This is a genomic window from Erwinia sp. L03-1 (assembly GCF_058686115.1).
Genome location: NZ_CM178762.1, coordinates 696521 through 709701 on the forward strand (window position 1 = coordinate 696521; position 13181 = coordinate 709701).

Here is a 13181-nt window from a genome sequence, read left to right on the forward strand (position 1 = left end):
TAACAGGACTCCGACTATGAGTGATGTCAGCGATAAAAAAGAGTACGGTTTTAATAAAAACTATCCTCGCGACCTGCGCGGCTATGCGGGCCATCCTCCGCATGCGGCCTGGCCGGATCAGGCAAAGATCGCCGTACAGTTTGTGCTGAACTACGAAGAAGGCGCGGAAAACAACGTACTGCACGGCGACACCGGTTCCGAGCAGTTTCTCTCGGATATTATCGGTGCAGCGAGCTATCCTGAGCGCCATATGTCGATGGACTCACTTTACGAATATGGCTCACGCGTGGGTTTCTGGCGCATCCATCATGAGTTCCAAAAGCGCGGCCTTCCGCTGACGGTATTCGGCGTGGCGATGGCGCTGGCGCGACACCCTGAAATTGTAGAAGCCATCAGGGAGGCGGATTACGACGTGGTAAGTCATGGCTGGCGCTGGATCCATTATCAGGCGATGGATGCCAAAACCGAACGCCAGCATATGCAACAGGCGGTCGATACGCTGACCGATCTGTTTGGCAAAGCGCCCACCGGCTGGTACACCGGTCGTGACAGCCCCAATACGCGCAGGCTGGTGGTCGAGCAGGGCTGTTTTACCTACGATAGTGATTATTACGGGGACGATCTGCCATTCTGGACTCAGGTCACCTGTCAGGATGGTACTGTAAAACCCCATCTGGTCATTCCCTATACCCTGGAAACCAATGATATGCGTTTTGCCACGCCGCAGGGATTCAATACGGCGGAACAGTTCTATACCTATCTTAAGGACAGCTTTGACGTTCTTTATGAAGAGGGTGAAACATCACCGAAGATGCTCTCCATCGGTATGCACTGTCGCCTGCTGGGGCGGCCCGGGCGCTTCAAAGCGCTACAGCGTTTCCTGGACTATATCCAGCAGCATGAAAGGGTGTGGATTTGTACCCGGCAGCAGATTGCCGAACACTGGATAACCACGCACCCTCAGCCCTGACTGGCCGCCGCCTGGCGACGCTGCCCAACAATGCGCGACCTCTGAATGATTCCTGTTGATACTTTCCCCGGTTCCGTCTGGATCCGGGGTGTAAACGACGCAGACTGCATACAGTTGCAGTTAAATTGCATAAATAAGGCTAATAGAAAGATATTTATTCTTAACATTCATTAAAATATAAATAATTCAACAGGTTGCATGGATCCTCATCAGGCGGGAAATTCACCCCATTGCTTGAACCCGTAAACGAAAAGTGCCATCATTACCCTATACTCTGTTAGCCATCACCATCTTCTCCTGAGGCCCTGCCATGAAAGGTTTTATGCTGAATACCGGCATCACACCACCTCTTTCAGCATCATGTGCGTGCCGCTCCGTTAGCCACAACTCATTGAACACATCGCTCACCATGCGGTGAAGCTTTCGTACGCTTGACTACGGCCATCAGTAAAAACAGGCGTGACCTGATTTTACTGATGTCTGTTGGTCGAAGCGGGATCCGTTCTGCTGATAACCGACCTGACATTTCCGCCGGGTGAAGGTCTTTGCCTTTTCCTATTGCTGTGCCTCTGGCACCCACTCATCCTTGACCGCCGGGGATTTGTGTTATGACACCACTGAAAATTGCAGCCAGCACGACTGTGGCTATCCACCTCCAGACCGGACGCGAAGTCGTCACCCTGGATAATACTGACTTTACCGATGTGGCTGCGGTGGTCGTCTCCGTTTCCGATTCGCGCAGCGGCGTGCTGAAGCTGCTTAAGCTTACCGGCTTTAACCTGCCGGTATTTATTGCGCTGGATGATGCCGGACAGGCGCAGGATCTGCCCGAAGTAACCGGCCTGCTTACCGGGGCGGACACCGATGCGTCGCTGCTGGAGGCGGCCGCCGCGGATTATCAGGCACGACTGCTGCCGCCTTTTTTCCAGACGCTGACCAAGTATGTCGCGATGGATAACACCACCTTTGCCTGCCCTGGCCATCAGGGCGGCGCATTCTTCAAAAAACACCCGGCAGGACGCCAGTTCTATGATTTCTTCGGCGAAAATCTCTTCCGCGCCGATATGTGCAACGCCGATGTGAAGCTCGGCGACCTGCTGATCCACGAAGGGTCGGCCAAGCATGCGCAGAAATTTGCCGCCCGCGTTTTTAACGCGGACAAAACCTACTTCGTATTAAACGGTACCTCCAGCGCCAATAAAGTGGTGACCAATGCGCTGCTGACCCGGGGCGATTTAGTGCTGTTCGATCGTAATAATCACAAATCGAACCATCATGGTGCGCTGATTCAGGCCGGGGCGACACCGGTGTATCTGGAAACGGCCCGCAATCCATTTGGCTTTATTGGCGGTATCGATGCGCACTGCTTCAGTGAAGACTACCTGCGCAGACAGATCAAAGAGGCTGCGCCGGAGCGGGAAAATGATGCGCGTCCGTTCCGCCTTGCGGTGATCCAGCTGGGCACCTATGACGGCACCGTCTACAACGCCCGGAAGGTGATCGACAGCATTGGCCACCTGTGTGACTACATCCTTTTCGACTCAGCCTGGGTAGGTTATGAGCAGTTTATTCCGGTCATGGCGGCCTGTTCACCGCTGCTGCTTGAACTGAACGAAAACGACCCCGGCATCTTTGTCACTCAGTCCGTGCATAAACAGCAGGCGGGCTTTTCTCAGACCTCACAGATCCATAAAAAAGATAATCATATTCGCGGGCAGCAGCGCTTTTGCAGCCATAAACGCCTGAATAATGCCTTTATGCTTCATGCCTCCACCAGCCCGTTTTACCCACTGTTTGCGGCGCTGGATATCAACGCTAAAATGCATCAGGGTGAAGCCGGGCGTCGGTTATGGCACGAATGCGTGACGCTGGGGATTGAGGCGCGAAAGGCGATACTCGCCAGCTGCGAGATGATAAAGCCCTTTATTCCTGACGAAGTGGATGGGCGGCCCTGGCAGGATGCACCGACGGAAACCATCGCTAAAGACGTGCGCTATTTTAGCTTTGCCCCGCGCGCCGCCTGGCATGGGTTTATGGGGTATGAGAAAGATCAGTATCTGGTGGATCCCTGTAAGCTGCTGCTCACCACGCCGGGGATTGACGCCGCCAGCGGGCGCTACGCCGCCTTCGGTATTCCCGCCACCATTTTGGCAAACTATCTGCGTGAGAACGGCGTGGTGCCGGAAAAATGCGATCTCAATTCGATTCTGTTTCTGCTCACCCCGGCGGAGAGCCGCGAGAAAATGGCGCGGCTGGTTTCAAAACTGGTGCAGTTTGAACAGCATATCAGAGAGGATGCGCTGCTGCGGGATGTACTGCCGACCATCTACCGTAAAAATGCCGCCCGCTATGAAGGGTATACGCTGCGTCGTCTGTGTCAGGAGATGCACGAACTGTACGTCAGCTATGAGGTGAAGGACCTGCAGAAAGCGATGTTCCGCCAGGAGAGCCTGCCGAAGGTGGTAATGAATCCGCAGGATGCCAACAGAGAGTTTATTCGCGGCAACGTTGAGCTGGTGCCGATTGCTCAGGCCGCAGGACGAATCGCCGCAGAAGGCGCACTCCCTTATCCCCCGGGGGTGCTGTGTGTCGTTCCGGGCGAAGTGTGGGGCGGGGCGGTACAGCGTTACTTCCTGGCGCTACAGGAGGGGCTGAATCTGCTGCCGGGCTTTTCGCCCGAGCTACAGGGGGTGTATGCCGAAGCGGACGAGCAGGGCATTAAACATCTTTATGGCTATATGATAAACGCCTGACGTGTTAACAGGAGCCGGCTTTACCGGCTCCTGTTACGCGTTAAGAGGCCGCCAGCGTGCCGGATTCTTCGCGTGCCTGGCGGACAATAGCTTTGGCAATCCATTTGCCAATGTCCTCCAGCTGCTTATCATCGCAGCCCCAGATATCCTTCATCACCAGAAAGATCTCCGATCCGTAAACCAGCGACAGCGCCTGAATCACGCGCTCCACCATCTCGGGTGGCAGTTCGTCGTTAAGGGGTTCGACCACGTGTGCCAATAGCGCCTTGCGATTCCCCCTGACCAGCTTCTCCTTGCCAGGCTTGCTGAATGACTGTGACTGTGCCCACTGCGTCAGTGAAAGATGCAGGGCCGCGCGCAGCGTTCCTTCATGCTGTAACATCCGAGGAAAGGCGAAGGTCAGCAATTCATCAATACGCTCGCTGGCTTCCGTACGCGTGGGACGCCAGCTTTTCATCGGACTCAGGGTTTCAGTGACGATGGCGGAAACCAGCGCACTCTGCGTCGGAAAATAACGATAGGCGGTCGCGCGAGAGAGCTGGGCCTCCTGCGCCACTTCCGTAATGGATGGAAATGCGCCGTTGTCGAACATTCTCATGGCTGTTTCGATCAATAAGCGACGCGTTCTGGCACGTGTGGCGGTCAATGACTTAACACCAGCGGGATCCCTTTGCTCCACAAAAAACCTCATATTTACGGTTAATTCTGCTTGTTATTCAAGCAATTGACAAGAGACGTGCCGGGTAACGACGTCATCTCCCACCTGACCCAAAGCGCAGGCCCGTTAGTAGTTTAGCTAACATCTTGGTGAGACGCACATTCCATTCAATTGATTTACCATTGATTTAAGTGATACTGTTATCTCATGGCGTCGAAAATGAGCATATCTTAGTGGTTTTTTGCGTTAAATTGTCGTCTAATCAAGTCTTTAATTGAAGTGATAACAGGGTGTTGTTACGACTATGAATAAAATATCAGGTTTTGTCTATGCCGTCGCGACGGCAGATACTAAAGGAAGGGAACTGTTTTACGTCAGCAGGGCCGTGGCTAAAACCGGTGTTAAAGTGGTTACGGTAGATTTGTCGACGCAAACCGGCCAGGCCCCGTCGACCGCTGATTTCCCACCGGAGCTGATTGCTGATTTTCATCCCGATGGCCGGGATGCCGTTTTCTGCGGCGATCGGGGAAAAGCAATTGACGCAATGGCACTGGCATTTACGCGTTTTCTCAGCAAGCGCAGCGATCTGCTGGGCGTTATTGGCCTGGGAGGATCGGGAGGAACGGCATTAATCACGCCGGCGATGCAATCTTTGCCTGTGGGGGTGCCTAAAGTGATGGTCTCCACCATGGCGTCCGGCGATATCTCTGGCTATATCGGATCCAGCGACATCAGCATGCTCTATTCGGTCACCGATGTGGCGGGGCTGAACCGCATTTCTCGTCGGGTGTTAAGCAATGCCGCCCATCAGATAGCCGGAGCGGTGCTGTTTGATGAAGAGGAGAAGTATGCAGGCAAACCCGCGCTTGGGCTGACGATGTTCGGCGTAACCACCGGGTGTATACAGCAGGTGAGTGATGAGCTGGAGTCGGACTATGATTGTCTGGTTTTCCATGCAACCGGCAGCGGCGGCAATGCGATGGAAAAACTGACCGACAGCCGTATGCTTTCAGGCCTGCTCGATCTGACCACGACTGAAGTGTGCGATCTGCTATTCGGTGGGGTACTGGCGTGTGCCCCGACGCGTTTTGATGCGCTGATCAAAACCGGTGTCCCCTGCGTTATGTCCTGTGGGGCGCTGGATATGGTTAACTTTGGCCCGGCCTCGACGGTGCCAGAGAAATACGCCGACCGGCTTTTTTATCACCATAACGCCCAGGTAACGCTGATGCGTACCACGCCTGCGGAAAACGTGGCGATGGCAAAATGGATCGCGGCGAAATTGAACCGCTGTCAGGGCGATCTGACGTTCCTGATCCCGGCAGGCGGGTTTTCTGCGCTGGATCGGGAAGGAGAGCCATTCTGGTCTCCGGAGGCCGATCTGGCCTTTACCACCACCCTGGAAGCTGAGCTGCTGCAAACCGAACGCCGCAGGATAATTCATCTTCCATGGAATATTAACGATCCACAATTTGCCCGGGCCGCGGTTAAACATTTTCGCGCCCTCGCTGAAAAGGCGTTCTGAGGATGGCTTTTACACGACAGGAAATACTCACAAAATTTAACGATATGATTGCGCGCCGCGAGCCAATAGTGGGCGGTGGCGCGGGAACGGGATTATCAGCCAAGTGCGAAGAGGCGGGTGGCATCGATCTGATCGTTATTTACAACTCTGGCCGTTATCGCATGGCCGGACGGGGTTCGCTGGCGGGTCTGCTTGCATACGGAAACGCCAATGAGATCGTGGTCGACATGGCGAAAGAAGTCCTGCCGGTGGTGAAGAAAACCCCGGTGCTGGCCGGCGTGAACGGTACCGATCCCTTCTGTCAGTTCGATCGCTTTCTGGACGAGCTGAAGGCGCTGGGCTTTTCAGGCGTACAGAACTTCCCCACCGTCGGCCTGATTGACGGTAACTTCCGCGCTAATCTTGAAGAGACGGGCATGGGCTACGGGCTGGAGGTGGAGATGATCCGTCTTGCGCATCAGAAGGGGATGCTGACCACGCCCTATATTTTCAGCGCGGACGATGCCAGGGCAATGACCGGGGCAGGAGCCGACATTGTGGTTGCCCATATGGGGCTGACAACCGGGGGGAATATTGGCGCGGAAACGGCCTTTACCTTAGCGGACTGCGTACCGCTGATTAATCAGTGGGCAGAGGCCGCAAAAGTGGTCAGGCAGGACGTTATCCTGCTGTGTCACGGCGGCCCTATCGCCACGCCGGAGGATGCGCAGTACATTCTGCAAAACTGCCCGCAGTGCGACGGTTTTTACGGCGCCAGCTCAATGGAACGTCTGCCAACCGAGGTGGCGCTGACTGAAACCACCCGGAAATTCAAAGAGCTGGTTCGGTAAGCTGCGGGCACCGGAAACAACGCGGCGGGAGCAAACCACCCCGCCGCGCATGTTAGTAGCGGTGATAACCCTTCTGCGCGTTGCTGACCTTATACAGGTAGCGGCGGGACTCGGCGGAGGGGTGATTCGTCGCCAGCGTCTGATAAACCTGGGAAGGGGACATGCTGTTAATCGTGCTAAACGCCCGATTTTTGTCGCTTGAAAAAACCCGCAGCACGCTTCCTGCGCCGCCATTGTAAGCGGTAATCACCGCATAGCGCCGCGAGACAGGATCGTTAATGCCTGCCAGATAGCTTCCCTGTAGCAGCGACAGATAGGCCGTACCGGCATCAATATTGTTCTCCGGATCCAGCAGGTAGCTGCGGCTTGGCTTGCCCCATTTCCCCTTCATGCGGAACACGTCCACCCCGGCGGTATGCTGTACGACCTGCATCAGGCCAAGCGCATCAGCGTGGCTCACGGCGTAGGGGTTGAAGCTCGATTCAATCTGCATGATCGCCAGGATTAGCGACTGATCGACGCCATATTTCGCTGCGGCTTCACGCACCAGCGGGAGATATTTATGCGCGCGCTTATCCAGATGGTTAGGCACCATCGGGATGGTGACCGACCAGATCACGTGCAGGCCGGAAGTGCGGCGCTGAAGCTTATTCTGGATCAGGTAGTCGGCGAAGCTGGCTGCGCGTCCCTGCCAGCGTATGGCCTGCCCGGCGTTGTCCAGCACCTGCCCGTAGAGCAGCGGCTCTTTACCGAGCTGGATGTCATTCGCATCCGAGTAGAGATCGACGTTACCCGGATCTTCCCCGATCAAAAGCGTGGTGATAATTGCCTGACGCAGGCTGGCCATCGGATCGGTTCCGGCGATGGTCTCGATGGTGATGGAACCCGCGTCAAAGTTAATATGGCTGCGCGTGTAATATTGATCGCTGTATTTTACGTAGTCCTTTGGACCGGCGATCAGTACCTCGTTAATGCCCCAAATATTCTCAATATTATGGGCAAACTGGCCCATTAAAATATCGAATCCATTCGTGTCCTTGACCCATTCTTCATGAAAAATGGGCTTTTTGTTGCTGGAGCAGGAAATCAACAACGGTGCAATCACCAGCAGGCCGATCAGTTTCTTATTCATTTTGTCGTGCTACGCCCAAATTGAGAGGGCCTCATCTTTGAGGCCCAACGATTATTCTTCTGGCGGGGTATAACCTTCGATATGCACATCGTGCCCCTCAAACAGGAATTTCACCATCTCCTGCTCAAGCTGCTTACGGTCTTCCGGGTTCATCATGCTGAGTTTTTTCTCGTTGATCAGCATCGTTTGTTTGCTCATCCACTGTGCCCAGGCTTCTTTGGAAATCTCAGTATAAATGCGCTTACCCAGATCGCCCGGATAGAGCTGGAAATCCTGTCCCTCGGCGTCTCGTTGCAGGAACGTACAAAAAATGGTTCTGCTCATTACTCTTCCTCTTCTGTCGCGCGAATGCTCAGCGCTGTGTGTTGTGGCTGACGCAGCTGCTGTAGCAGGCGTTCCACCGGGGCGGCCAGCCCGACGGACGGCGGCTGCGCTAAGTTATACCAGAGACCTGCGCCTTCATCCATTGCTGCGCCTGTGGATATCACCTCCAGCCATACCGGTACGATATCCAGATGAAAATGGCTGAAGGTGTGGCGGAAGGCGATGCCCTGTTGCAGCCCGCTGGCATCAATGCGGCGTTCGCTCAGCCAGCGCTCCAGCTCGGGTAGCGTGGTAAATTGTGGAAAGCAAAAAAGCCCTCCCCACAGCCCCACCGGCGGGCGCTGCTCCAGCCAGACGCCGCTGCCGCGCTGCATCATCAGCATCCAGCCGGTTCTTTCCGGCAGCGTCTGCCTGGGTTTTTTTCCGGGGTAGCTTGCCCAGCTGCCGTTGGCATACGCCACGCAGCTGAGGTTCAGCGGGCAGATCTCGCATTTAGGTCGTGAGCGGGTGCAGACCGTTGCTCCCAGGTCCATCATCGCCTGATTAAACTGGCTCACTCCTTCCGCTGGCGTGACCTCTTCACTGATCTGCCACAGGCGCTTCTCCACCTCTTTTTTACCCGGCCAGCCCGGAACGGCATAGCAGCGTGCCAGCACGCGCTTGACGTTGCCGTCCAGAATCGGGAAATGCAAACCCAGCGCCAGCGAAAGGATAGCTCCGGCAGTGGAGCGCCCAATGCCGGGCAGCGCCGCGACCTCCTCAAAGGTTTCGGGAAACACGCCCGCGTGCTTTTCTGCCACCACATTGGCGGCTTTATGCAGGTTTCTGGCTCGCGCATAATAACCGAGGCCGGTCCACAGATGCAGGACTTCATCAAGCGGCGCATGGGCCAGGTCGGTAATTGTCGGGAAACGCGCCATAAATCGCTGAAAGTACGGGATGACCGTCGCGACCTGGGTCTGCTGTAGCATCACTTCTGAAAGCCACACTTTATAGGGCGTTTTTTCCAGCTGCCACGGCAACGTTTTACGTCCAAAGCGCTGATACCAGTCCAGTACCCTTCGCTCGAACTGCGGCGCTTGCATCATGTTTAACAGTTTTCCCGGATAAGTGAATTCAGGCTGGGATTCCAGCACAGACCAACTATGCTGTAAACCGGAAGTTACCGGGGCTTGCTTAAAGGCTGTAACTTTGCATAATGCCCGTTTTCCAGATATTGCAGACCAGCAGGCAAAAAGATGAATAATGATGTGATTTCACCGGAGTTTGATGAAAACGGTCGGCCAATGCGCCGTATCCGCAGCTTCGTCCGCCGTCAGGGGCGGCTGACTAAAGGGCAGGAGCACGCGCTGGAACACTTCTGGCCCATTATGGGTGTGGAATATCAGCCAGAACCTATCGATCTGGTGAGCCTGTTTGGTCGCGATGCACCGGTGGTACTGGAAATTGGCTTCGGCATGGGTTCCTCGCTGGTGGAGATGGCTAAAGCTAATCCGCAGCAGAATTTTCTCGGAATTGAGGTTCACTCTCCCGGCGTGGGCGCCTGCCTGAGCAGCGCACATGAAGCGGGCGTGGAGAATCTTCGCGTGATGTGCCACGATGCGGTAGAGGTGCTGGAAAAGATGATCCCGGATAATGCGCTGCGTATGGTGCAGCTGTTTTTCCCGGATCCCTGGCATAAAGCCCGGCATAACAAGCGCCGCATCGTCCAGGCACCTTTCGCAGAGCTGGTTATGCGTAAGCTGAAGCTGGGCGGCGTGTTCCATATGGCTACCGACTGGGAAGCCTATGCGGAACACATGCTGGAGGTGATGAACAGCATTGCGGGAAGTAAAAACCAGTCCGCAACGGATAACTTTGTACCGCGACCTGAGTCGCGTCCGTTAACTAAATTTGAGCAGCGTGGTCAGCGTCTCGGCCATGGTGTTTGGGATCTGATGTTTGAGAGGATTAAATAATGGCTACCCATCGCAGTCGTCGCTTGCGTAAAAAGATGCATATTGATGAGTTTCAGGAACTGGGTTTCTCTGTCGGTTTCACCTTCCCCCAGGGCGCGACCGAGCAAACCATAGATGCCACGGTGGATGCGCTGATTGAAGAGGCTATCGATCCCAATGGCCTGGCGTTTGACGGCAGTGGTTATCTGCAGTGGGAGGGCTTGATTTGCCTGCAGCAAACCGGCAAATGTACCGACGCGCACCGCGAGCTGGTACGCAAATGGCTGGAAGAGCGCAAGCTGGAAAACGTTAAGGTCACCGAACTTTTCGACGTCTGGTGGGACTAACCTCTGCAAGCTGAACCACAGGCGGCCATCTGTTGACGGATGTTCGTTGGGGCCACGCGGGCGTGGCCATATCAGTATCAGGAGAGAGCAAGATGCGTAAAGCGATAATAATGGGTGCGATGCTGCTGGCGGCGGGGCAGGCCCAGGCGGATTACCAGTGCAGCGTAAACCCTCAGGACGATATCGTTATTTCCCCTCAGAATGTTCAGGTCGTGGGCGCCAGCGGCAATCTGCTTATTTCCCCAACGGGCGATGTGCAGCGCAACGGCCAGGCCGCTACGGTGGATACCGACACGCGCCAGAAGGCTATTGATTATCAGGCTGCGCTGCGTCGCGATTTACCCTGGGTCGATCAGGGCGCCCGCGAGCGTCTGGAGAAAGGCCGCGTCGCGCTGGATAAGGTCATCGTCGAGAAGCTGGGTCAGGACAGCAACGTGCGTAATCGTCTGACCACGCTGGATAAACAGCTTAAGCAGCAGATGGCGCGGATTATCGAACACCGCAGCGACGGGCTGACCTTCCACCACAAGGCTATCGCCCAGGTCCGTGAGGACGGTGAAAAGCTGGTACAGAGCGCGATGGGTGGGGTAGTGCAGGACAGCCTGAATGAGATGGGCACCCGGCAGGCGGGTAAAAGTGATAATCCCCTGCAGGCGATTATGGGCAACCTTGGCGGCCTTCAGCAGTCCATTCAGGCCGAATGGAGCAATCAGCAGCAGGATTTTCAGAACTTCGGCCACGAAGTCTGTAACCGCGTGACCACGCTTGAAGGGCAGCGCAAGGCGCTGATCGCCGGACTGAAATAGTCCGGCAGTAGCCCACTCAAGACAGGCCAGGCTGTGCTACCGGTGGCACAGATCCTGTTCTCATCCACCTATGGCACGGCAGCCGACTTCGTCCACCTGTCGATGGATATCGCGAATGCGGCGATGCTGCTGGCCAGCCAGGCTCTGTAATTACTCTTCCGTCAGAAACAGCTCCAGCAGCGAGTTCAGGAACAGCTTGCCTTTATGGGTAATTTGCCACGCCTGCGCCGTTTCAATCAGATAACCCTTTTCCAGCGCTTCATCAATCTGAGGGCGGATAATAGCCTGCTGTAAACCGGTATAGCGGGTGAACTCTTCACGCGGAGCAGCTTCAAGCAGGCGGAAGCGGTTCATAAAGAATTCAAAGGGCTTCTCGCTATCCGCCACCTCATGCTGGCGGTCCATATAGTTACCGGCCATAAAACCACGCGGATGACGCGTTTTGCAGGTGCGGATAATCCGTCCATCGGGCTGGGTCAGCTTGCCGTGCGCGCCACAGCCGATACCCAGATAGTCACCGAAGCGCCAGTAGTTAAGGTTGTGCTCACAGCGGTAACCGGGTTTGGCGTAGGCGGAGGTTTCATATTGCTGATAGCCCGCCGCGGTCAGCAGCCTGTCGCCCTGCTCGAAAATATCCCACAGGGCATCATCGTCGGGGAGTACCGGCGGGCGTGAGGCGAAGAGGGTATTAGGCTCAATGGTTAACTGATACCACGATAAATGCGGCGGATTAAGCTCAATGGCCTGGCGCAAATCGTCCAGGGCCTCCTCCAGCGACTGATCGGGCAGCCCGTGCATCAGATCGAGATTAAAGCTGCGTAGTCCCAGTCCGGCGGCCAGCCTGGCTGCCCGCTTTGCCTCATCTGCGTCGTGGATGCGGCCCAGACGCGTTAGCTTTTGTGGGCTGAAGCTCTGTACCCCAATCGAGATGCGGTTAACACCGGCGCGCTGGTAGCCGCTGAAGCGCTCAGCTTCGACCGTACCAGGATTGGCCTCCATGGTAATCTCTGCGTCAGCCGCCAGCGGCAGGCGCTGGCGAACGCCATCCAGCAACATCTGCATTGCTTCGCTGCTCAACAGGCTTGGGGTGCCTCCACCAATAAAGAGGGTGCTCACCTCGCGCCCGGCGGTAAGCGGCAGATCGGCATCGAGATCGGCCAGAAGATGTCGCACGTACTCTTCATGGGGCACCTCGCCCTTAAGCGCATGCGAATTGAAGTCGCAGTAGGGGCACTTCTGCACGCACCAGGGGATGTGAATATAGAGGCTGAGCGGAGGAAGCTTACGCATTGCGCAGGGCATCCAGCAGCAGCGTCAGGGCTTTCCCACGGTGTGAAACAGCGCGCTTTTCGTCCCGGCTCAGCTCCGCAGCGGTTTTACCTGCAGCGGGCACGTAGAAAATCGGATCGTAACCGAAGCCGCCTTCACCTGCCGGCTGGCGGGTAATTTCGCCCTGCCAGCTGCCGTGGAAGACCAGCGGCGTCGGATCTTCAGCATGGCGAAGATAAACCAGCACGCAGTGAAACTGTGCCTGGCGATCGCCGTCGGCAACGTTTTCCAGCGCGGTCAGCAGCTTTTGCAGGTTTTGCGCATCCGAGGCATCCTCTCCGGCATAGCGAGCCGAGTATATCCCCGGTGCGCCGCCCAGCGCGTCCACTGCCAGACCTGAGTCATCGGCAATGGCGGGTAAACCGGTCACCGCAGAGGCGTGACGCGCTTTAAGAATCGCGTTTTCAATGAACGTCAGGCCGGTCTCTTCGGCTGAGGTGACGCCCAGGTCGGTTTGCGCGACAATATCCAGCCCAAATTCAGCCAGCAGATCGGCCAGTTCACGAACCTTTCCGGCATTACCGGTAGCGAGTACAACTTTTTGCATAACAAATCCTGCATTTACTGCGA

The 13181-nt window shown here is 55.8% G+C and carries 13 protein-coding genes; 7 read left to right on the forward strand and 6 right to left on the reverse strand.

Annotation, left to right across the window (positions count from 1 at the left end; all coding sequences use genetic code 11):
* Nucleotides 1-16: 16 nt before the first annotated feature.
* Nucleotides 17-970, forward strand: coding sequence for an allantoinase PuuE (gene puuE / locus AC4PCC_RS03245; RefSeq protein ID WP_492126383.1), 954 nt, complete (start codon nucleotides 17-19; stop codon nucleotides 968-970).
* A 608-nt stretch (nucleotides 971-1578) separates the two neighbouring features.
* Nucleotides 1579-3723, forward strand: a complete 2145-nt coding sequence (locus AC4PCC_RS03250; protein WP_067708773.1) for an ornithine decarboxylase — start codon at nucleotides 1579-1581, stop codon at nucleotides 3721-3723.
* A 40-nt stretch (nucleotides 3724-3763) separates the two neighbouring features.
* On the opposite strand, the gene AC4PCC_RS03255 is transcribed toward AC4PCC_RS03250, so the two are convergent.
* Entirely contained in the window at nucleotides 3764-4414 is a 651-nt protein-coding gene (locus AC4PCC_RS03255; protein WP_492126384.1) for a TetR/AcrR family transcriptional regulator, read from the reverse strand.
* Nucleotides 4415-4694: 280 nt separating this feature from the next.
* Here AC4PCC_RS03255 and AC4PCC_RS03260 point away from each other — a divergent pair, with 280 nt between their 5' ends.
* Nucleotides 4695-5906 (forward strand): Tm-1-like ATP-binding domain-containing protein, encoded by a 1212-nt coding sequence (locus AC4PCC_RS03260; protein ID WP_492127449.1) that lies wholly within the window; start codon nucleotides 4695-4697, stop codon nucleotides 5904-5906.
* Nucleotides 5907-5908: 2 nt separating this feature from the next.
* Nucleotides 5909-6736 (forward strand): phosphoenolpyruvate hydrolase family protein, encoded by an 828-nt coding sequence (locus tag AC4PCC_RS03265; RefSeq protein WP_492126385.1) that lies wholly within the window; start codon nucleotides 5909-5911, stop codon nucleotides 6734-6736.
* 52 nt (nucleotides 6737-6788) lie between these two features.
* Here AC4PCC_RS03265 and mltC read toward each other — a convergent pair whose 3' ends face one another.
* The 3 genes from mltC to mutY are packed head-to-tail and all read right to left on the reverse strand — an operon-like array spanning nucleotide 6789 to nucleotide 9280.
* The gene (gene mltC / locus AC4PCC_RS03270) at nucleotides 6789-7868 is read right to left on the reverse strand and encodes a membrane-bound lytic murein transglycosylase MltC (RefSeq protein WP_067708785.1); all 1080 of its coding nucleotides are present in this window, start codon (nucleotides 7866-7868) and stop codon (nucleotides 6789-6791) included.
* A 51-nt stretch (nucleotides 7869-7919) separates the two neighbouring features.
* Nucleotides 7920-8192 carry an oxidative damage protection protein gene (locus tag AC4PCC_RS03275; protein ID WP_492126386.1) on the reverse strand — a complete coding sequence of 91 codons (273 nt, stop codon included), beginning with the start codon at nucleotides 8190-8192 and terminating at the stop codon, nucleotides 7920-7922.
* Nucleotides 8192-9280, reverse strand: coding sequence for an A/G-specific adenine glycosylase (gene mutY / locus AC4PCC_RS03280; protein WP_492126387.1), 1089 nt, complete (start codon nucleotides 9278-9280; stop codon nucleotides 8192-8194). The genes AC4PCC_RS03275 and mutY overlap by 1 nt, the downstream gene beginning before the upstream one ends.
* A gap of 150 nt (nucleotides 9281-9430) precedes the next feature.
* Between mutY and trmB the strand changes: the two genes are divergently transcribed.
* The 3 genes from trmB (at nucleotide 9431) to AC4PCC_RS03295 (ending at nucleotide 11282) form a co-directional block, all read left to right on the forward strand.
* Entirely contained in the window at nucleotides 9431-10150 is a 720-nt protein-coding gene (gene trmB, locus AC4PCC_RS03285; RefSeq protein WP_492126388.1) for a tRNA (guanosine(46)-N7)-methyltransferase TrmB, read from the forward strand.
* Nucleotides 10150-10476: a YggL family protein gene (locus tag AC4PCC_RS03290; RefSeq protein ID WP_492126389.1), complete on the forward strand. Its 327-nt coding sequence runs from the start codon at nucleotides 10150-10152 to the stop codon at nucleotides 10474-10476. The genes trmB and AC4PCC_RS03290 overlap by 1 nt, the downstream gene beginning before the upstream one ends.
* Before the next feature lie 92 nt (nucleotides 10477-10568).
* Entirely contained in the window at nucleotides 10569-11282 is a 714-nt protein-coding gene (locus AC4PCC_RS03295; RefSeq protein WP_345828906.1) for a YggN family protein, read from the forward strand.
* Between the two features lie 150 nt (nucleotides 11283-11432).
* Here the strand turns inward: AC4PCC_RS03295 and hemW are convergent, their stop codons facing one another.
* Together hemW and AC4PCC_RS03305 are read right to left on the reverse strand one after the other, a co-directional pair.
* A complete protein-coding gene (gene hemW, locus AC4PCC_RS03300) occupies nucleotides 11433-12572 on the reverse strand; it encodes a radical SAM family heme chaperone HemW (RefSeq protein ID WP_067708799.1) in 1140 nt (379 codons plus the stop codon).
* The gene (locus AC4PCC_RS03305; protein ID WP_492126390.1) at nucleotides 12565-13158 is read right to left on the reverse strand and encodes an XTP/dITP diphosphatase; all 594 of its coding nucleotides are present in this window, start codon (nucleotides 13156-13158) and stop codon (nucleotides 12565-12567) included. Before AC4PCC_RS03305 ends, hemW begins: the two co-directional genes overlap by 8 nt.
* Nucleotides 13159-13181: the final 23 nt, after the last annotated feature.